This window comes from Labilithrix luteola (genome assembly GCF_001263205.1).
GTDB lineage: Bacteria > Myxococcota_A > Polyangia > Polyangiales > Polyangiaceae > Labilithrix > Labilithrix luteola.
This window is the reverse complement of the sequence record NZ_CP012333.1, coordinates 2,419,091-2,438,442: the sequence shown is the minus strand read 5'-3', so window position 1 is coordinate 2,438,442 and position 19,352 is coordinate 2,419,091. Positions and strand designations below refer to the sequence as shown.

The following is a 19,352-nucleotide window of genomic DNA, read 5'->3' as shown; positions in this document are numbered from 1 at the left end:
GCGCTCTTGCGTGTACAGGAGCGCGCCCTCTGCGCTACGAAGGTAGGGCCCAAATGAAGTCCTTTGCCCGAAATACGTCGATCGTCGCCACACTGACGTCGCTCGTCGTCCTCGCGAATGCATGTGGAGGCGCGGCGAGCACGCCGGCAACGCCCGCGGCCGACGCCAACGCCAAAGCTGCCGTTGGGAAGGTCGAAGCGCCGGCCGCCGAAGACGATCTCGTCGTCCCGATTTTCAAAGACGACGCGACGCGCGGCAAACGCGATGCGCTCGTGACGATCGTGATGTTTTCGGACTTCCAGTGTCCGTTCTGTTCGCGCGTCGAGGTCACCCTCGACAAGGTGCGCGAGACGTATGGCGACGACGTGCGCATCGTGTGGAAGCACGAGCCGCTGCCGTTCCACCAGCACGCGAAGATCGCCGCGGTCATCGGCGAAGGTCTCCGCGCGATGAAGGGCGACGAAGCGTTCTGGCGCTATCACGATCTCGTCTTCCGTCGTCAGAAGGACATGAGCCCCGAGTCGCTCCGCGCCTGGGCCGTGGCGTCCGGCGCCGACGCGCAGGAGCTCGAGCAGGGCCTCGAGAAGAAGACCTGGGAGAAGAAGGTCGAGCGCGACGTGGAGCTCGCCAAGACGATCGGCGCGACGGGTACGCCCTCCTTCCGCATCAACGGACTCGAGTTCTCCGGCGCGCAGCCGTTCGAGAACTTCAAGGCCGTCATCGACGGTGAGCTCGCCAAGGCGAAGAGCCTCGTCGCCGAGGGCGTCGCGAGAGACAAGGTCTATCGCGTGCTCGTGGCGGAGAACTTCAAGAAGCACGTCGAAGAGGAAGACGACGAGGACGAGAAGGAAGACGTCGCCACCGTGTGGAAGGTGCCTGTCGCCGGCTCGCCCGTGCGCGGCAAGGCCGACGCGCCCGTCACCATCGTCGAGTTCTCGGACTTCCAGTGCCCGTATTGCAAGAAGGTCGGCCCCACGCTCGACGAGATCCGAAAGACGTACGGCGACAAGGTTCGCATCGTCTGGAAGGATATGCCGTTGTCGTTCCACCCGCGCGCCATGCCGGCCGCCGAGGTCGCTCGGGCCGCCCGCGCGGCGAAGGGTGACGCAGGCTTCTGGGACGTGCACGACAAGCTCTTTGCTTCGCAGCCCAAGCTCGAAGACGCCGATCTCGAAGCGGTCGCCAAGAGCGCAGGGCTCGACGTTGCCAAGGTCATGGGCGCCGTGAAGGGCCAGACCTACAAGAAGGGCATCGAAGCCGACATGCTCGTCGGCGACGACATCCAGGCGAGCGGCACTCCGCACTTCTTCATCAACGGTCGTCGTCTCGTGGGCGCGCAGCCGCTCGCGAAGTTCAAGACGATCATCGACGAGGAGCTGAAGAAGTTCGACGACCAGAAGGGCAAGGTCGCCGCCAAGGACTACTACGACAGCCTCATGAAGACGGCGAAGGGTGCGCCCGAGCCGGAGAGGAAGATCGCGGCGCCGCCTCCCGCGAATGCTCCCTTCATGGGCGCGGCGAACGGCAAGGTGCTCATCCAGCAGTGGAGCGACTTCCAGTGCCCGTTCTGCTCGCGCGTCGAAGGTACGATCGACGAGCTCGTGAAGGCCTATCCCACGCAGGTGAAGGTCGTCTGGCGCGACAAGCCCCTCCCCATGCACCCTGACGCTCCGCTCGCCGCCGAGGCCGCGCGCGAGGCGTATGCGCAGAAGGGCAATGCGGGCTTCGCCAAGATGCGAAAGCTCATGTTCGACCACCAGCGTGAAGACGGTCTCAAGCGCCCCGCGCTCGAGGGATACGCCAAGGAGATCGGCCTCGACGTCGCCAAGTTCAACGCCGCTCTCGACAACCACGTGCACAAGGCGGCGATCGACGCGGACGAAAAGGCCGGCACCGACATCGGCGTCAACGGCACGCCGAGCTTCGTCGTCGGCCCGTACTACATCAGTGGCGCGCAGCCGCTCACGAAGTTCAAGAGGGCCGTCGAGCTCGCCTTGAACCCGCCGCCCGCTCCCAAGGCCGGCGTGACGGATGCGAAGAGCGGCCTCGTGGTCCAGGACGTCACTGTGGGCAAGGGCCGCGAGGTGAAGGCCGGCGACAAGATCACTGTGCACTACGTGGGAACACTTCCCGATGGCACGGAGTTCGACTCTTCGAGGAAGCGAAACCAGCCTTTTGACTTCTCAATCGGCAACGGAATGGTCATCAAAGGATGGGAGCAGGGTCTCATCGGTATGAAGGTGGGCGGTCGCCGCAAGCTGACCATCCCGCCGGAGCTGGGATACGGCGATCGCGGTGCGCCGCCGGTCATCCCGCCGAAGGCCACCTTGCTGTTCGACGTGGAGCTCGTCTCGATTCAGTGAAGGTTCGATGAACGCCCGCCGACTCCACAAGGTCCTGGCTAGCAGCGCGGCAGGCCTCGTCGCCTCCGTGCTGCTACTCGCCGCTGGTGAGCGCGAGGCCAATGCGGCCGAGAATCAGCATCACCTCGGTCTCGATCCGTCGCTCGCCCTGCTCAAGGTCGACGGCAAATCGTCAATGAGCGTGGGCGGCGGCCTCGCCGTCCACTACACCTACGGCCTCAGCGATCAGTTCAACCTGATGGCCGAGGTCGGAAGCGCCATCGTAGGGTCGGGGAAAGACTCGCCCGACACTCCGCGCACGAGTCCCTCGACCGTGAGCCATGCAGGCGTGGGCATCGGGTACGTGATCGACGTCATCCAGTGGGTGCCGTACATCGGCGCGCTCGGGGCCGGCTATTGGCTCGCGGGCGGCACGCTCGACAACTCGGTGTATGCCGCGGGTCTCGAGCTCGCCGTCGGCCTCGACTACCAGTTCAGCCGCCACTTCGCCGTCGGCGTCGGCGCGCGTCAGCATCTGATCGCGACGAAGCTCACCGACTACCCGTCGTACACGACCATCTTCGCGCGCGTCGAATACGCCTGGGGTTTCTGAAGCCCTCGGGCGCTCGACGCCGTTGCGATGAGCCAACATCGGGCTGACACCGATGCATCCGCCACGAGAGTTTTCACAGGAAGGTCGGAAGGGCGGAAGGTTTTTGGGGGGGCGTAGAGCGAGGGATCGCGCGCCGTCGCGTCGGCATTGGCGCAATTCCAGTCCCCACCAAGTGGGGTTTCGCCCTCTGTGCGGCGTGATAATAAAATCTTCCGATCTTCCGACCTTCCTGTGAAATTCTTCTGCCGATTCCAACGGCGAGCGGGAAGGCAGACGGAGACGATGACACGGCGATGCAGGTCGCACGCGTCACCCGAACGAGCTTCCCCCAAATGAGGGAACGCGGAAGTGCCGCCCTCAGCGACATTCCGCGTTCTGGTTACGTTCGAGCTCGCCGGAACGGCGAGCTCAGAAGAAAACGATCAGGCCGAGGCTTCCTTGCTGAGACCGAAGCCGTCGTGCAGGGCGCGCACGGCGAGCTCCGTGTACTTCGCATGGATCAGGCAGGAGACCTTGATCTCGCTGGTGGAGATCGCCTGGATGTTGATGCCTTCCTCGGCGAGGATGCGGAACATCCGAGCGGCGATGCCGGCGTGCGAGCGCATGCCGAGGCCGACGATCGAGACCTTCACGACCTCTTCGTCGTAACGGACTTCGTTCGAGCCGAGGCGCTTGGCCACTTCCTCGATCGCGGGCTTGGCGCGCGCGAGGTCCGTCTTGGCGAGGGTGAACGTGACGTCGGCGCGGTCCTGCGCGGTCTTCGAGACGTTCTGGATGATCATGTCGACGGAGAAGTTCTTCTCCGCCATCGAGCCGAAGAGCTCCGCGACGACGCCCGGCTTGTCGTCGACACCGACGACGTGCACGCGCGCTTCGTTCTTGTCGTACGCGACGCCGGCAACGACAACGTCTTCGAGCGACTTGTCCTCGCCCGTGACCCAGGTGCCCTCGGCATCCGAGAAAGACGTGCGGACATGAACGGGAACGCCGTACTTCATCGCAATCTCCACGCTTCGAATTTGAAGAACCTTCGCGCCCAGCGAAGCCAGCTCGAGCATCTCTTCGTACGAGATGCGGTTGATCTTACGGGCCGACGGACAGATGTTCGGGTCCGTCGTGTAGACGCCGTCGACGTCGGTGTAGATCTCGCACGCGTCGGCGCCAATCGCGGCCGCGACGGCCACGGCGGTGGTGTCCGAGCCACCACGACCGAGCGTGGTGATGTCGCCGTGCTCGTCCACGCCCTGGAAGCCGGCGACGACGGCGATCTGGCCCTTCTTGAGCGTCGAGAAGATCTTCGACCCTTCGATGGTCTTGATGCGCGCCTTGGTGAACGCGCCGTCGGTCAGGATCTTCACCTGGTGACCGAGGAGCGAGCGCGCCTGTCCGCCTTCGGCGTGGATCGCCATCGCCGTGAGCGCCGCCGAGACCTGCTCGCCGGTCGAGGCTATGACGTCCATCTCTCGCGCTTCGGGAAGCTTGGAGGCTTCGTGCGCGAGCCCGAGCAGACGATTGGTCTCGCCGCTCATCGCGCTGACGATCACGACGACATCGTTGCCCGCTTTTTGAGCGGCAATCGCGCGGCGCGCCACGTTGCGAATGCGGTCGATCGACCCGACAGAAGTGCCACCGAATTTTTGGACGACGAGGGCCAAGGCGGGCGAGGAATAGGACCCCGCGGGAAGCACGTCAACAGTGCCGCCAAGCTGGGGTTACGCTATCTCCTACATTACCTCTGGAGGGGATTGACCCCGGCCGCTCGGTCGCCGATACCACTGTCTCGAGAGGGGCCGTCGAGAGGGGACCACCGAGAGGGGCGAGCCGACAGGGATGGGGTCGTACGCGGGGTATCTGGTCGAGACGTTCGTGACCTTGCTCGCGGTCTGCGGGCTGGCGTTCGTGGTGCTTTACGGTGCCCGGAAGCTCGGCGTTGGGCGCCCTCGCGGCCCGGTCGAGCTCGTGGGGCAGCTGCCGCTCGATGCGCGTCGGCAGATCTACCTCGTGAAGGTCGGCACGCAGGTCATCATCGTCGGCTCGTCCGAGGCGGGCTTCACGAAGCTCGGTGAGATGAGCGCAGCGGAGGTGGCGGCGTTACCCGAGAACCCCTCGTCGAGCGGAACGCCCTTCAGCGAAGTCTTCGCGCGCGTACTCGGCGGGAGCGGCAAGGGCGGCTCATGATGAAGCGCTTGCCGCGTGTTTTCGGCGTCGCCGCCTTCGCATTGGGCTCGCTGTGGGCGACGAGCTCGCTCGCGGCACCGGCCGAGGCGCTTCACCCCGACGACTTCCTGGGCAAGCCCATCGCGCTCGTCGTCGCGCTGGCGCTCGTCTCGCTCGTGCCGTTCGTGTTCATGGGCGTCACGGCGTTCGTGAAGATTTCGACGGTGCTCCAGATCGTGAAGAGCGCGATCGGCGCGCAGTCGGTGCCTTCGAACACCGTCATCATGGCGCTCGCCACGTCGCTCACGATGATTGCGATGGCGCCCGTCGGTCAGCGCATGCTCGACCGCGTCACGCCGCTCATCGGCGCCAAGAACGACACCACGGTGCTCATCGAGAAGGGCGTCGAGGCCGTTCGCGAGCCGATGCGCGACTTCTTGAAAAACAACGCGAGCGAGAAGGAGCGCGTCCGTTTCTTCCAGGTTGCCAAGAATGCGCGGCCCGAGGCCGAGCGCGCGAAGATCGGGCAAGACGACCTCACCGTGCTCGTGCCGGCCTTCGTGGTGACCGAGCTCACCGAGGCCTTCGCCATCGGCTTTCTGATCTACCTGCCGTTTCTCGTGATCGATCTCGTCGTCGCGAACGTCTTGCTCGCGCTCGGCATGCAGATGCTCAATCCCACGCAGGTGAGCCTGCCGTTCAAGTTACTTTTGTTCGTGGCCATCGACGGCTGGGGGCTCTTGGCCCAGGCGCTGGTATCAGGCTACAGATGAGGTCCGGCTCACCCATGAACACGACCCGCATGACCCGCAAACCTGCGCTTGCCTCGTTCGCCTCGTTCGCCGTGCTCGCCGCGGTGAGCTTGGTGCTCGTCGGGGCGACGGGGTGCATGAAGAAGCACAAGCCCGCGTCGTCGACGCCGACGGCCACCGTGAAGTGCCAGATCGACATGGACTGCCCGCTGGGCGGAGCCTGCCAGATTCGTCCCGGCGAGCCGGAAGGCATCTGCGTTCGCGCGGGCGAAAACAGCCCCAATGCGGCACCTAGCCAAGGCCCGGGACAGCCGCCGGGCCAGGGCCCGCGACCCGCTCCGATGCCCTCGGTCACGGCCTCGCCGAACGACATTCAGCTCTGAGTGCGACGGTCGATCAAATCTGGTGCTTGACACATCCGTCTGGCCGCGTAGAGTGCGCGCCGCTGACGACGAAATCGTTAGCGAAAAACGGTAAGCAGTGACCCGTTAGGGGCAATAGCTCAGCTGGGAGAGCGCCGCGTTCGCAATGCGGAGGTCAGGGGTTCGATCCCCCTTTGCTCCACTAGGTTCTTTTTTCCTAGTGGGAAGACAGAAAGACAAGGCAGGCCGTCGAGAGACGCCCATCCTGTCGAGGGCTGAAGAAGCTCGAAACGAGAGCCGCCGAGACAACCTGTCTCGAGCGGCTCGAGTGTTTTTGTTCACGAGATTTTCTCCGTTCGCGCGGGGGACTCGCTAGCTCGACAGTGGCAGGACGCTAGACTTGAGCTCTATGCTTCCTTCGGCGGTCAGGCAGGGCAGGCGGGGCGCAGCGTCGACTCTTTTTGCTCTCGTTGGCCTCGTTGGTCTGGCGTTGCTCGGCCTGGGCGCGTGCTCGGCCTTTGGCGGTGAAGACGGCGAGCCCGAGATCTCCGCCGCCGATGCAGGCGGGAGCGACGTTGCAACCGGCGAGACCTCGTCCCCCGTCGACGCGTCGGTCGAAGCCGAAGCGAGCCCGTGCGATCTGGCTTTGCTCAAGACCGACAAGCTCAATTGCGGCGCGTGCGGTCATCGCTGCGAGACGTCGTGCAACGACGGCATGTGCGAGCCGCTGCCGATGGGCGCGAGCCTGAACCTCCCCTTGGACGCGCACTTCGTCGTCGACGACAGGGCGATCTTCGTCTCCGACAAGTTCAACGTCTACCAGTGCGACAACCCGAGCTTCGGGGAGAGCTGCAACTGGAACAACGTGACGAACAACGACACGTCGTCGCTCGTTGCCCCGAGCCCGATGGCGCTCAGCCCGAAACGCCTCTTCTGGTCCGCGGCGGGCTCCGCGCTGGGCTCGCCCTCCAGCCTCTGGTCGCGTCCACGCGAAGGCGTGATGATCGCCGGCACGCAATCCGATGCGCCGGCGGCCTTCGCGCTGGGGACGAACGGCGGCGCAACGACCGTCGTTCTCATCGACTCGACGAACGCGCGAACCGTCTACACGATCACTTGCGACGACAAGACGTGCGGGTACCCCGCCTCGATCGGCCAGAGCGGTCGCGCCGTCGCGGGAAGTGGCTCCAGGGTTTGCTACCTTGGCACGTTCGGCCAGGGCGCCTTCGGACTGATGTGCAATCCCGGCAGCAGCGCGGGACCGCTGATCGTCAAGGTCGACCAGGACAGCGTCGGTCTGACCGTGGGGGGCGACGCCGTGTTCGTCGTCAGTCCGGAGGGGGTCTCGACGCTCCCTCAATCGGCGGCGACCCTCCAGCAGCTCGGCAAGGTTGGCGGTACGGGGCCGATCGCCGCCGACGCGAACAACATCTACTTCGCCTCGCTCTACACGATCTATCGCTGCAGCCGCACGGACTGCTCGGCGCCGACGAAGATCTCGGACCGCTTCGGCAAGACGGTCATGGAGCTCGGCGTCGGCGGCGACTACGTCTACTTCCTCGAGTCCGACGGCACCCCCAGCCTGCTGCGTATTCCAAAGTAGGCGCTCGGTTCGCGAGCGGCGCGACCGCGGAGTAAGCTCGGCAGCGGGACGGTTCGACGCTAAGCTACGTCAATGCTTCGTTCCGTCGTCGCTTGGGGCGTGGCCTCCGGTCTGCTGGTCACGGCTCTGGGGATGACGGGCGCCTCGCTCGGGGCGTGTTCGGATTTCGGCGCGGACGACGGCGCGTCGGAAGGCAGCGACGCGGGGGGAGCTCGCGACGTCGCGACCGCCGAGACGTCGTTGCCCGACGGTGCGTCGGGCGATGCCGAACCCACCGAATGTGATCCGGCGCGCCTCGCGACGGACAAGTTCAATTGCGGAGCGTGCGGCCATCGTTGCGAGGTGTCGTGCAGCCAGGGCATGTGCGAGCCGCAGGTGATGGGGGCGAACCTGTCCACGGGCGCGCATCTCGCCGTCGACGACAAGGATGTCTTCGTCTCGGACAAGTCCAACATTTCCCGGTGCGCCAACCCGAGCTTCGGGGCGAGTTGCGACTGGACGAGCGTGGCGCAGAACGACACGACGTGGACGAGCCCGATGGCGCTCGGCCCAAGGCGCTTGTTTTGGTCGACGCCGGACTCCCTGGCGGCCACGACGGGCAGTCTCTGGTCCAACCCGCGCGATGGCGTGATGGTCGCGGGCACGATCTCCGCCTCGCCGGTGGCCTTCGCGCTCGGGGCGAACGCCGACGCCACGACCGTCGTTCTCATCGACACATCGTTCGCGCGAACCGTCCACGCCATCATGTGCGACGACCAGAAGTGTTACGCCTCGAGCGTGCTCGGCAAGAACGGTCGTGCCGTTGCCGGGAGCACCGCGGGGGTCTGCTACCTCGGCACCTTCTCGCAGGGCCCCTTTGGCCTCGTCTGCACCGCGGGCAACTCGGAGATGCGGACCGTCAACGTCGAGCAGGACAGCGTGGGTCTTGCCGTCGGCACCGACGCCGTGTTCGTCGTCAGTCCTTCGGGGATCACGTCCGTCAGCGGGGGCGCCGCGACCTCCAACGTGAAGCACATCGGCGACGTTGGCGGCACGGGCCCGATCGCCGTCGACGCGAACAACATCTATTTCGCCTCGCTCTACAGCATCTATCGCTGCCCTGTCACGGACTGCTCGGCGCCGACGAAGATCTCGGAGCGCACGGGCAAGACGGTGATGGAGCTCGGCATTGGCGGCGACTTCGTCTACTTCCTCGAGTCCGACGGCATCCCCAGTCTGCTGCGTGTTCCAAAGTAGGAGCTAGCTCGACAGGGAAGGGACGCTAGACTTCGTGTCTATGCTTCCTTCGGTGGTCAGGTGGGGCGCGGCCTCGAGTTTCGTTGGCCTTGTTGGCCTTGTTGGTCTCGCGGGCCTGGGCGCGTGCTCGTCCTTCGGCGCCGAGGATGGCGCGTCCGAGAGCAGCGACGCGAGCGGAAGTGACGTCTCGTCGGGCGAGACCTCGCTGCCCGATGGCGCATCGACCGACGCCGAAGCCGGCCCCTGCGATACGACGAAGCTCGCGACCGACACGCTCAATTGCGGTGCGTGCGGTCGTCGTTGCGAGACGTCGTGCGAGAGCGGCATGTGCAAGCCGCTCCCCTTGGGCGGCCCGAAACTGAGTCTCCCGACGGGCGCGCATTTCGTAGTCGACGAGACGTCGATCTTCGTCTCCGACCTGAGCAACATCTACGAGTGCGCGACTCCGGGCTTCGGGCTGGCGTGCAGCTGGACCCCCAAGCTGGCCAACGGCAGGGACACCTTCCTGACGCCGAGCCCGTTGGCGCTCTCTCCGAAACGCCTGTTCTGGGGCACCTCGAGCTCCGCGATGGGCACGACTTCGAGCCTCTGGTCGTCGGCGCGCGGACCCGGGGCGGCCAGCACCCAATCCGCGGCGCCGGACGCGTTCGCGCTCGCGGCCAATGCCGCCGCCACCAGCGTCCTCCTCATCGACTCGACGAACGCCCGGACCGTCCACGAATTCCAATGCACGGACTCGACGTGCAAGGAGCTCACGACCGTTGGCACCAACGCTCGTGCGATCACGACGAACGGCAGCCGCATCTGCTTCTTGGGCTCGGCTTCCCAGGCTTCGTTCGGCCTGGTGTGCGACGCAAACGGCAGCGGAACGGTGAACCTGCCGATCGATCCAGACTCGGTCGGTGTCGCCATGGCGGGCGACTCCGCCTTCGTCGTCAGTCCGCAGGGGGTCTACGCCGCGAAGCTGGGGGCCATGCCGGGGCTCCAGGAGATCGGCAAGGTCGGCGGCACCGGGCCGATCGTCGCCGACCAGAAGAGCGTCTACTTCGCCTCGAACTCCACCATCTATCGCTGCAGCCACACCGATTGCTCGTCGCCGTCGAAGGTCTCCGACCGCCCGGGCAAGGTGGTGACGGAGCTCGGCATTGCGGGCGACTACCTCTACTTCCTCGAGGCCGACCCCACCGTCAGTCTCCTCCGTATTCCAAAGTAGGAGCTCTTCGCGGCGAGCTCGTGCGTTCGCTGCCTGCTTTCGACGCACGCTGCGCATGGGATCCGTCGCACTGCGTCGTGAGGACTTCGATTGAGATCGCGATCGCTAGCGCGGTAGGCTCGGTAACCAAAATGTTTCGTCCGCGCGCGATGCTTCAGGCTGCAGTCGGATACGTCCGTAAGAACCCCGACGAGGTCGTTCGAGCCGCCGTCAACGCCACCGGTCTCCGGTTCGGCGTTCCGCTCGCGACGCTCCGCTGGTTCGCCGGCCAGATCAACGGCAAGAAGGCCCCGAAAGACGTCGAGATCGCGAGCGTCCCGCCGGCCCTCCGTTTCGCCGCCACGGTCGACGCGATGGGCACCGCCGTCCGCGCCTCCGCCGCGATCAAGATCGACGAAGTCACCATCGCCGAAGACTCCGTCCGCATCGGCGTGCGCCTCCGCGACGTGAAACTCGAGCTCGCCGGCGACAGCGACTCGCCCGTCGCCACGCTCATCAAGTCCGGCGCCCTCGACCTCTCGAAGCCGGGCAACCTCGTCAAATTCGTCCCGAAGAAGCCCGCGGCCATCGTCGAAGCCGAAGGCGACCGCATCGTCCTCGACCTGATGAAGATGCCCAAGCTCGCGAACGACCCCCGCGTCCGCAAGCTTCTCGGCATCGTCTCCCCGGTCCTCGGCATCCGCGCCATCGAAACCGACCGCGACCACCTCTACGTCAAGCTCCGCGCCACCCCGACCGGCCTCCTCGAGGCCGCCAGCAAGCTCCGCGACGCCATCTGAGCCGTGTGGGACGGCGGGGGAGGGGAGGGCGGCGGGACGTGACCCCCGGCCGCCCTTGCGCACCGCGCAAACCTCAGCACCGGCGCTCATGCCGTGCTAGAACGATGCTGTTTCCGGGGAGTCGCACAGCCCGGTAGTGCACAAGCTTTGGGTGCTTGTTGTCGCGGGTTCAAATCCCGCCTCCCCGACCCAAGGGTCTTCAAGAAGCCTGCTTCAGAGATGAGGCGGGCTTCTGTCGTTTGGCGCAGTCGCGCACGGTGGCCGCAACCGAGGACTTGCCACGCTGTAGAAGCGACAAAGTCTCGCCCCCCGCGCCCTGTTCCTCCTGGCTGGAGAACGCCCTCGATCGTTAGCCCGTCTCCTGCCACTTCATCGCCTCGCCCTTCGCCAAATTCGTGAGGCCTTCTGTGCTCCGAAACGCCACGGCGTCTGCGCGCGCAGCTTCTGAACAAGTAGATTCTTCAAGCGTCTCGTCCACACCGCGAGGCGGCTCCTGTCATTATTTGATGGTGTGCCGCGGCCATGGCTCGCTCGGCGTTCTAATCCCCCGAACTGGACGTCTCCAGGATCCTGGAATCTGGATGAAGTGACGGCAGGCTCGAATGGCCGCCGTGTGTCATCGTCAGACTCTTCCTCTTCATTCGGGCCAGCGGCGTAGTATCCAGCGCGTATGATAGACCGCAGCAAATGGCGGCACTACCTCGACGCCGTCGGGCCTGGGGGTTTTGCCCACCCTCGGTCGATGTCTGTCTGGCCCTGTCATCCGTGAGCTCGGGCTGAACGGACGGTCCGCATACCTCGCCGCAGCTGTCGACCAGACCGGCTTCGCCGATCTCGTCGGAATGCAGTGCTCGGTGAAGGACGCGTTGGCGGGCGTATTCGAACTGCTACAGCGGTCGTATCGATGCGACTACGTGTACCGGTCGACAATCGCAGCCAAGCTGTTCCTTGGGCGCCATTCTCCTACGACGAGCGCCCTGATTCCGGAGCTTCGCGTCTGGAAATCAAAAGCCGACATGGCGGTGTTCAACGGCACTTCCATCGCCTACGAGATTAAGACGGAGCTGGACAATCTTGATCGGCTTCAGTCTCAGCTCGCTGACTATTCGGCGGTCTTCGATCGGATCTTCGTTGTTACGTACGATGGGCGGGGTGAGGAATTGCGAGCGACGCTTCCGTCGCACGTCGGAATCCTTGTTCTGACTCGGACGCTGTCGTTTCAAGTTGTTCGCGATGCGCTTTCCAACGCGGAGAACGTCCGCCCTCGCATGATCGTCGACGCGCTACGTCGCGATGAGGTTATCGAGGTGACTCGGCGAGTCGTTGGCCGGGCTCCTTGTGCAACGGAGGTGACCATCCGTCAGGAATGCGCCGACGCGCTTGCGACATGCACTCCGCGCTCTGTTCACGATGCAATGGTGGCTGTTTTGAAGCGACGAATGCGCTGCACTCGCGAACAACTTGCACGCGTCCCGCGACCGCTTCTAAGCGCTTACCTCGAAAGCGGCACAAAGTCGCAGATGTGGAACCGAATCACCGAACGCTTGACCAGCGTGACGTTGGGCGATCTCATCGCTCACGATGAGCAAATACTTTCCATTCCTCAGGGCGAAGACGTTTGAACTCAAGGCAGTCGAACGCACGTCCAGTGCGCTCGTAGCAAACGGGAAGATTACTCCCCTCTTCGAGCCCGTTCGCGTGGCGACCGGCACGATCATAAAGCGCTCCGCGAGGTTTGCTTCGGCAGGGCTCTCAGTAGGTCTCGTGATGAATCCACACGTCGGCGAGCTGTCGGGTGCACCACAAGCCACCACGCAGCTCCTCGCCGAGATGCGGAGGGTGGGGGCCTCCGTAACGCCGGTCTTGATTGTCCACCCTGGGCTCCAGCCGGGGGAAGTGACGGCGTTCGGTGCGCACGTTCAGCAAGCGCAGCCGATCTACCTTCACTACGGCGTTCCCGCAATCGGAGCGATTTCCGCGCTCAACACAGCTGGCCCAGCGTTGAATCTATTTGTCGACAACGCTACCAGTACCAACCATCAAACTCCATTCCCGAATCGCGCAGTGTTGCGGGATGGGTTCAACTCTCAAGTACGTAACGCCAATTACCCGCCAGGAAGCTTCTTTAGCGATCTTCACCTGACGTACATGACGCGCAGCTATGTGGGGTTTGGAGACAACAAGACGATCGGATCGCGCTACACAGATGGTGGTGGGCCTGCCTATGCGGTAGCGATTCATTTGACGGAGGATCGGCTGGCACAAGGCGTCTATTGCCATCATTTCTTGTCCACAAGTAACACCACTCCAGCGAATCCCGCCGGTAAGTTCGGAGAGGCAGTCGCTTCGCTCGCCCAGTACTCTACGGCCAACCCTGGAAAACTGGATTTCACCAATGCTTGTCAGGAGCTTCTGCAACATCACGCGAACGGGACGTTCCCTGGCCTTGGTGAGGTCAAGCGACTCTCGATCCACATCACCTGGAGCTCATGATGACCCTCGTGTGAGCAATCTTAAAAATGGTGATCGTTGACAGCGTCGTGTTACGGACTGGGCTCTCGCCAAAGTCTATTGATATTCGCCTTGCAGTCCTTCGTCTATGGCCCAGCGCTCCTTTGCGGGATGCCCGTTCAAGTCATCAAGCGTCGGACGGCGTAGTGGTCCGCCCTCGGTGGCAGGACCTTTCACATGCTTGGATACCCTCGAGCAGTGCTGCTTACTCTTCATTTCGGATGATATAAGTGCCCAAATGCGAAATGGGCCAAGCTATGCAGCCACCTAAGTAACTAGCCCGCCCGCGCGGGCGGATAAAGATAAGATGGCCAGGTATGGATCTGAAGAAGCTTCGACAAGTGCTGGCTCAGGACGACGCTGTGATATTTGTAGGCGCTGGCATCTCAATGTGGTCAGGGTTGCCCTCTTGGCCGGACCTGATTGGCGAACTCGCGGAGTTTCTCGAATCCGAGGGGTTGCCCGCAGATTCGGTGCGGCGCGAGAAGTCTCGCGGAGACCTACTGCAAGCAGCAAGTCTAGGGTTCGACTTGCTGACAAAGCCGCAGACTGGTCAGTTCCTGCGTCGCTCGTGCCGCTATGGCATCGCACGACCCCACGAGATTCATCGCAAGATCATCGGGTTGGGGCCGCGTTGCTTTATCACCACGAATTACGACAATCTTCTCGAAATCGCCCTTCAGACATGGCTGCCGGATCGACCCGTTCGTGGGCCTATAACAAATCGGCAGCTGATGGAAATTGCCGATATCGTTCAGGCTAGAAGTCTTGATTTTGTATTCAAGCCGCATGGCGATATCCAGGACGTTGAGAGTGTCATTCTGACTCGTGAGCAGTATCGAGCGCTATTGCCCGGCGGGGATCGACACGCGGCGCTCGAGTCGCTGAAGATGTTGATGGCGACTCGGCCTGTTGTCTATCTAGGATTCAGTCTGCGAGACCCAAACTTCTATTTTATCAGGGATCTCCTCGCGAACACTTTCAAGGGGGGCACGCGTGACCATTATGCGGTCATGCCTGATACTGCCACGGACGAGGAACGATTCTGGCGGAGGAATTACGGAATTCATCTGGTGTCGTATCCTACTGAATGTGGGCAGCATGGAGCGCTACTGAAAGTTCTCGATGAACTCGCTCCCTCTTCGAGCGTTTGTGCAAGCGTCGCGCTGGATGCCACGCTGTCACCTGAGGAACTGCTTCGCCTTGCGCGCTATGCTGACGGGCTTACCAGGGCTCCTCGCGTTGAACGCGAGTTCCCACTGCGTGTCCATGCCCACCGAGTGGCCTGGAGCCGGGGCAAAACTTCGGTCGATTTCTGCCACGAAGGGCAACTGTCCGAAACCTTCCTCGTCGATGGACCACCGCGGGCGGCGCTCGTGGGGCCGCCAGGAGCAGGAAAGACCTATGCCCTCCGGCGCGCAGTCGCTTCACTGGCGGAACAGCTTCATGATGCTTGCCTTGCGGAGCCCCTAGCGTCATCGAGCGTAATTGTTCCAGTCTATGTCGACCTAAAATTCTATCGCGGAGATCTCGAACAACAAATCGAGGAGGCGCTCCCGCCACGATTGTCGCTAGACAGACTTTCGCGCACTTGCAGATTAAAGTTTTTTGTGGACTCGTTCAATGAGCTTCCTAGGGAGTACTTGGATAGTGGGGTATGCGTATCCAATATTGCCAATGTCCTTGATAGATATCCGTCGGCCACAGTAGTGCTTGGCTCTCGCAGCGCCTATGGTTTCGATAGGCTCGACTTCCCCACGTACGATCTCGACCGGATTGATGCGGAGTTTGTATCCGCGACCCTCAATCGGCTTGGCCTTAGTCTCGAGGGCGATTTCGGGAGGCTGCGCGAGAGCTTCTCCAGAAGCCGTTTTATTTTAATTTGATTGTCTCTCGTCGAGTGTCTTTGCCTCTTGAACCGCGGCCAAGGGACCTTTTTAAGGCCGTGTTTGACGAAGTGACGGTGAAGTTTGAAGTGAAGTTTGGTGCTCATTTCGATCTTGTTGAAGTCTTGTCGAAGGTGGCATACGAAGCGGTCGACCGCGGTGAAGAAGCACGAACTCTCGCGGATATTCTCGATCTTCTTGAGCCAGCCTTGCGGCGCGCTGAGATCAAAAATGTCAACGCGTCCGAAGTTGTTAACTGGTTAGTATCCAATGATGTGCTTGTGGCAAGTCCAAATTCGCGGGTTGTATTCTTTCATCAATCGGCGACGGAATACCTCGCCGCCTGCGAGCTTGCGCGAAAGTTTCGACTTGATCGATCCGTCCTTGAGAAGACACTGCGTCTCACTCGATGGATCAGGCACTGTTTCTTGCGCTGAGCGTGATGTCCGAAGTTGATGCAGACGCTTTCATTGAAGCCGTGATTGATACGGATCTCGCCCTTGCGCTGAATGCGTCCAAATATATGGAATACGGACGAGACGCGGTCGTTTCACGACTTCTGACGGAAGTCCTCTCTCGTGCACCGGGGAGGCAGCTCTTCGAAGATCAGCTGGAAAGTGCATTGGAAAGAGGCGTTGAGACCTCGCGTATCCACATCCCGCTATTGCGAGAGTTGATGAAGACGGGGAATATGCTTGCAGCCGCCGCCGTCCAGCAACTCGTCAAACTCGAGGGAGCCTCTTCGAAGAGAGAGCTCTTCGAAGAGCTGTATACCAATCGACACGACTACAACTACTGTTGCAACGGTATTGTGAAGGCGCTCTTGCCGCATCTTGAGGTCACCGACATTGCGGCCATACTCGAGCTGGTCGAGCGAGCAGAGAAGCTCCCCGAAGAGGAGACAGAGAGCGAGGTCGCAGAAGAGGACGTGGCCGGCTTAGTCTCCGCATGTGGCCAACTGCTCGTTCGATTTGAGGTTGATGCGATTCGGTCGGCGTTCTTGCCTGGCGGCACCACAGCGCCGATTTCAAGAGTTCGCGCAGATGTATTGTGCAGGCTTCTTATTGATCGATATTCTACTTCAACACTGATTTTGGCCGGTGAATTGCTTCTCGCAGGAGTGGTCAGTGCCGCCACGTCGATTTGGTTTATCTCTCGTTTTGCCAAGGAAGAGCTTTCATGGTCGTCGTTTGATGTTCGCCATGTCGACCGTTTGCTGGAAATGATCCGAAGTGGAGAAAAGCTGGGTTGGCCAGTGAGGGCTCTTTACGCCCTGTGTCGGAATCGTCCAGATCTCGCTGAGCGGTTGGCGACCCTCCCCAGGTCATCCTCAGTCGTTTGCGACGCAATCGTTCTGTTTTGTCGTTCGAACGATGACGAACTGGCATTCGATGTGCTCCGCCAGCTCGTCGGGCTTTCTGCGGAGCAACGTCACCATGAACCGCTACACTTCGTAGCGCAGCTCGATCTCAGCTGGAAGCGCACCGGAAAGCTATTGATAGATCTTCTCAAGCTGCGGGATGCGACGGTCGCCGGCCCTGTGCTTGAGCGAGCCCTGGACGAGGAAGTTGCCGGAGTTGAGCTTGGCCCCATTGGTTGGTGGACCGATTGGCTCGTCGAATCTGCATCTGACGGGGATGAACACGCCTGGTTCGCGGACCGGCTATCGAGATTTCTGGTAGCGCACATGTCTGCCGATCAGAAGAGCCGCCTCGTTGCGAGTTTTGCCGATGTAGGCGTCGTCTACAAACGCGTATTGGCGAGAACTGTTTTTATGCGTATGTCTGATTTGAGCTCGGATGCATTTGCCGAAACGGAACTCCTGTTCCTTATTGATGAGCTTCATGTCCCGGCCGATTCGTTCTATGGGCACTTGCTTGGTGGTATTGCAACGGAGAGATTTGTGATTGAGCGACTTGTGCCGATCGTTACTTCCGAAGCAAGTCGGTTTCAGAAGAATCTTAGGGCCGTAATTAGAACTGCGGGGCTTCGGCACGGAAGAAGGTATTTGTCCCGCTCGTAAAACCAAATGTGGTCGTGTGGTTGGGGTCTTGTGACCGAGGGGACCGCGCGCTAGGTAACGGATGTCGTGGACGAAACGCCGGATTCCGGTCCCGCTTGCGGCGGCGGGGCACGGGCGTTCAAGCGTCCAGTTGTCGGTGAAGGGCCGAGCCACCAGCCATGCCGCCCGGGTGGGCGAGGCTGGTACGGTTCCCGTAGCCGCAGTCCGGATGGCCGCTGTCGCGCGAGTGGCCATGCCGGGCGTGGCCGGCCGCGGGCTCGCAGCCGGCTCCGCACCCGAGTCTTCGGTGGACGAGCCTCGGCCACTGCGGCCTTGGAGAGGTAACCGTACGGGGGATGGCGCCGTGCGCGGCTCGGGCTCATCGTATCCACTTCGCACATGGCGAATCACAGCGCGGATTGTAACCGTCCGACGAACACCGTCCTGACAGATGGCCGTCAGTTCGCGGTGGCCCAGGGCCCGGGCAGCAGCTCGTCGATGGCGCTCATCGGGTGATCCTGCACGCGGCCGAGGACGTCGACGATATAGTCGAACGGATTGATACCGCGCGACTCGCACGTGGCGACCAGCGAGTAGAGGCCTGCGAGGCTCTTGCCCGAGTCGACGTCACCGACGAAGAGGTAGTTCTTGCGGCCGAGCGCAATCCTGCGGAGAGCGCGCTCCGAGGCGTTGTTGTCGAGCGGAACGCGCGCGTCGACGAGGAAGACGCCAAGTTCGTCCCATTGAGCGAGCGTGTAGCGGATCGCCGTGCCGAGCGGACTCTTCGGCGGATGGCGGGAGCGGTGCTCGTCGAGCCAGGCCTTGAGTCGATCGCGGATCGGACCGGCGCGCTGTTTCCGAAGCTCCAAGTGTGAGGTTTCGGAAAGTCGTTGTTCCTTCGCGTCGTGTTCGACGCGATAGAGCTCGGTGATGATGTCGAGCGCCTCTTGCGCGACGGGCGTGGTCTTCAGCGACTCGAAGAAGTAGCGCCGAACACGGGCGAAGCAGGCGGCACGCTTGCGACTCGAGATCTTCTCGATGTCGTTGTAACCGCTGTAGCCGTCGACGAGCAGCACGCCCTTCGTGCCCTCGAGAACGGCTTTCGGAGTGGAGCCGGAGCGGCTTTCGGCGAATTGATAGGCGATGTCGTAGCCGCCGTCCGCATCGGCTGCGCCGAACGTCCAGACGAATCCCGTCTTGGGCTTGCCGCTGTCACCCTTCAAAATTCGGAGTCGGGTTTCGTCTGCGAGGACGATGTCGCGCTCGCGAACGACATCGAGCAATCGTTTCCACACGGGCTCGAGCAGCGTCGACGCGCGATGAAGCAGCTCGTTCATCGTCGACCGCGCGACCGGCATTCCCTTACGCGCGAACTCCTTTTCGAGCCGGTAGATCGGCAGATGGTCGGCGCACTTCGCAACGGCCAGGTGAGCAAGGAAGCTCGCGCCGTATTGCCCCTTCTCGATCACCTTCGGTGCGCCCGGCGCGGTCACGACGCAACCTCCGCACCGACAACGCAGGACTTCCTGCACATGCTCGTGGCGCACGAAGCTCGCCGGCACGAACTCCCACACGAACGTGCTCTTGCCCGGCCCCATCGCCGTCAGCTCGGTACTACCGCACGCGGTGCAGCGGCGGAGCACCTCCGGCACTTTGTGCTCAAACCTCAAAGTTGGAGTTTGAGCTTTGCCTCGGCCCGTGCGCGCCGCGTTGCCTTCGTTTCCTCGGGCGTCACCGGCTCACCGGTCTTCACTCGCGGCAGCTTGCTCCGCTCGCTGCGCGCGCCGTAGAGCGACTTCTTCAGCTGCGCGTTCTCGCGCTCGAGTTTCTCGAGTCGTTCGGCCAGTTCGGTCACGAACTGCTTCAGCGAGCACTCATGGTCGATGGGCGGCATGA

The 19,352-nt window shown here is 62.6% G+C and carries 17 protein-coding genes and 2 tRNA genes; 16 read left to right on the top strand and 3 right to left on the bottom strand.

From position 1 onward, the window contains the following. Positions 1 to 53: 53 nt before the first annotated feature. Positions 54 to 2,363 (top strand): thioredoxin domain-containing protein, encoded by a 2,310-nt coding sequence (locus AKJ09_RS11125; RefSeq protein ID WP_169927445.1) that lies wholly within the window; start codon positions 54 to 56, stop codon positions 2,361 to 2,363. A gap of 7 nt (positions 2,364 to 2,370) precedes the next feature. After that, a complete protein-coding gene (locus AKJ09_RS11120; RefSeq protein ID WP_146647171.1) occupies positions 2,371 to 2,955 on the top strand; it encodes an outer membrane beta-barrel protein in 585 nt (194 codons plus the stop codon). A 422-nt stretch (positions 2,956 to 3,377) separates the two neighbouring features. Here the strand turns inward: AKJ09_RS11120 and AKJ09_RS11115 are convergent, their stop codons facing one another. Then, positions 3,378 to 4,610 (bottom strand): aspartate kinase, encoded by a 1,233-nt coding sequence (locus tag AKJ09_RS11115; RefSeq protein ID WP_146647170.1) that lies wholly within the window; start codon positions 4,608 to 4,610, stop codon positions 3,378 to 3,380. 175 nt (positions 4,611 to 4,785) lie between these two features. Between AKJ09_RS11115 and AKJ09_RS11110 the strand changes: the two genes are divergently transcribed. From AKJ09_RS11110 to AKJ09_RS11045, 14 genes are all read left to right on the top strand, one after another. Continuing rightward, positions 4,786 to 5,133, top strand: coding sequence for a FliO/MopB family protein (locus tag AKJ09_RS11110; protein ID WP_146647169.1), 348 nt, complete (start codon positions 4,786 to 4,788; stop codon positions 5,131 to 5,133). After that, the gene (sctR, locus tag AKJ09_RS11105; protein WP_146647168.1) at positions 5,130 to 5,885 is read left to right on the top strand and encodes a type III secretion system export apparatus subunit SctR; all 756 of its coding nucleotides are present in this window, start codon (positions 5,130 to 5,132) and stop codon (positions 5,883 to 5,885) included. The genes AKJ09_RS11110 and sctR overlap by 4 nt, the downstream gene beginning before the upstream one ends. A gap of 14 nt (positions 5,886 to 5,899) precedes the next feature. Further along, positions 5,900 to 6,247, top strand: coding sequence for a hypothetical protein (locus tag AKJ09_RS11100; RefSeq protein WP_146647167.1), 348 nt, complete (start codon positions 5,900 to 5,902; stop codon positions 6,245 to 6,247). Between the two features lie 108 nt (positions 6,248 to 6,355). Beyond that, positions 6,356 to 6,428 (top strand) — tRNA-Ala (locus AKJ09_RS11095). Positions 6,429 to 6,626: 198 nt separating this feature from the next. Continuing rightward, positions 6,627 to 7,829, top strand: coding sequence for a hypothetical protein (locus AKJ09_RS11090; RefSeq protein ID WP_169927444.1), 1,203 nt, complete (start codon positions 6,627 to 6,629; stop codon positions 7,827 to 7,829). A gap of 72 nt (positions 7,830 to 7,901) precedes the next feature. Then, complete coding sequence (locus AKJ09_RS11085; RefSeq protein ID WP_146647165.1) at positions 7,902 to 9,065, top strand: hypothetical protein; 1,164 nt, start codon at positions 7,902 to 7,904, stop codon at positions 9,063 to 9,065. 34 nt (positions 9,066 to 9,099) lie between these two features. Continuing rightward, the gene (locus AKJ09_RS11080; protein WP_169927443.1) at positions 9,100 to 10,278 is read left to right on the top strand and encodes a hypothetical protein; all 1,179 of its coding nucleotides are present in this window, start codon (positions 9,100 to 9,102) and stop codon (positions 10,276 to 10,278) included. Between the two features lie 149 nt (positions 10,279 to 10,427). After that, positions 10,428 to 11,057 carry a hypothetical protein gene (locus tag AKJ09_RS11075; RefSeq protein ID WP_146647163.1) on the top strand — a complete coding sequence of 210 codons (630 nt, stop codon included), beginning with the start codon at positions 10,428 to 10,430 and terminating at the stop codon, positions 11,055 to 11,057. A 114-nt stretch (positions 11,058 to 11,171) separates the two neighbouring features. Then, positions 11,172 to 11,245, top strand: a tRNA-Pro gene (locus AKJ09_RS11070). A 666-nt stretch (positions 11,246 to 11,911) separates the two neighbouring features. Further along, on the top strand, positions 11,912 to 12,679 hold the full coding sequence (locus AKJ09_RS11065) for a sce7726 family protein (protein ID WP_169927442.1): 768 nt from the start codon (positions 11,912 to 11,914) through the stop codon (positions 12,677 to 12,679). Then, positions 12,639 to 13,550, top strand: coding sequence for a sce7725 family protein (locus AKJ09_RS11060; protein ID WP_146647161.1), 912 nt, complete (start codon positions 12,639 to 12,641; stop codon positions 13,548 to 13,550). The genes AKJ09_RS11065 and AKJ09_RS11060 overlap by 41 nt, the downstream gene beginning before the upstream one ends. A gap of 335 nt (positions 13,551 to 13,885) precedes the next feature. Then, on the top strand, positions 13,886 to 15,454 hold the full coding sequence (locus tag AKJ09_RS11055; RefSeq protein ID WP_146647160.1) for an SIR2 family NAD-dependent protein deacylase: 1,569 nt from the start codon (positions 13,886 to 13,888) through the stop codon (positions 15,452 to 15,454). 59 nt (positions 15,455 to 15,513) lie between these two features. Beyond that, on the top strand, positions 15,514 to 15,891 hold the full coding sequence (locus tag AKJ09_RS11050) for a hypothetical protein (protein WP_146647159.1): 378 nt from the start codon (positions 15,514 to 15,516) through the stop codon (positions 15,889 to 15,891). Beyond that, positions 15,864 to 17,477, top strand: a complete 1,614-nt coding sequence (locus tag AKJ09_RS11045) for a hypothetical protein (RefSeq protein WP_146647158.1) — start codon at positions 15,864 to 15,866, stop codon at positions 17,475 to 17,477. The genes AKJ09_RS11050 and AKJ09_RS11045 overlap by 28 nt, the downstream gene beginning before the upstream one ends. Positions 17,478 to 17,914: 437 nt before the next feature. On the opposite strand, the gene tnpC is transcribed toward AKJ09_RS11045, so the two are convergent. Together tnpC and AKJ09_RS11035 are read right to left on the bottom strand one after the other, a co-directional pair. After that, positions 17,915 to 19,108: an IS66 family transposase gene (gene tnpC, locus AKJ09_RS11040; RefSeq protein WP_240488437.1), complete on the bottom strand. Its 1,194-nt coding sequence runs from the start codon at positions 19,106 to 19,108 to the stop codon at positions 17,915 to 17,917. A gap of 14 nt (positions 19,109 to 19,122) precedes the next feature. Next, a complete protein-coding gene (locus tag AKJ09_RS11035) occupies positions 19,123 to 19,350 on the bottom strand; it encodes a hypothetical protein (RefSeq protein ID WP_146647156.1) in 228 nt (75 codons plus the stop codon). Positions 19,351 to 19,352: the final 2 nt, after the last annotated feature.

What these genes read in the sequence shown, in the direction of transcription:
- sctR (WP_146647168.1), top strand. Translation starts at nt 5,130, where the DNA reads ATGATGAAGCGCTTGCCGCGTGTTTTCGGCGTCGCCGCCTTCGCATTG.
- AKJ09_RS11110 (WP_146647169.1), top strand. Translation starts at nt 4,786, where the DNA reads ATGGGGTCGTACGCGGGGTATCTGGTCGAGACGTTCGTGACCTTGCTC.
- AKJ09_RS11125 (WP_169927445.1), top strand. Translation starts at nt 54, where the DNA reads ATGAAGTCCTTTGCCCGAAATACGTCGATCGTCGCCACACTGACGTCG.
- AKJ09_RS11060 (WP_146647161.1), top strand. Translation starts at nt 12,639, where the DNA reads ATGAGCAAATACTTTCCATTCCTCAGGGCGAAGACGTTTGAACTCAAG.
- AKJ09_RS11100 (WP_146647167.1), top strand. Translation starts at nt 5,900, where the DNA reads ATGAACACGACCCGCATGACCCGCAAACCTGCGCTTGCCTCGTTCGCC.
- AKJ09_RS11045 (WP_146647158.1), top strand. Translation starts at nt 15,864, where the DNA reads ATGGATCAGGCACTGTTTCTTGCGCTGAGCGTGATGTCCGAAGTTGAT.
- AKJ09_RS11085 (WP_146647165.1), top strand. Translation starts at nt 7,902, where the DNA reads ATGCTTCGTTCCGTCGTCGCTTGGGGCGTGGCCTCCGGTCTGCTGGTC.
- AKJ09_RS11055 (WP_146647160.1), top strand. Translation starts at nt 13,886, where the DNA reads ATGGATCTGAAGAAGCTTCGACAAGTGCTGGCTCAGGACGACGCTGTG.
- AKJ09_RS11075 (WP_146647163.1), top strand. Translation starts at nt 10,428, where the DNA reads ATGCTTCAGGCTGCAGTCGGATACGTCCGTAAGAACCCCGACGAGGTC.
- AKJ09_RS11035 (WP_146647156.1), bottom strand. Translation starts at nt 19,350, where the DNA reads ATGCCGCCCATCGACCATGAGTGCTCGCTGAAGCAGTTCGTGACCGAA.
- AKJ09_RS11120 (WP_146647171.1), top strand. Translation starts at nt 2,371, where the DNA reads ATGAACGCCCGCCGACTCCACAAGGTCCTGGCTAGCAGCGCGGCAGGC.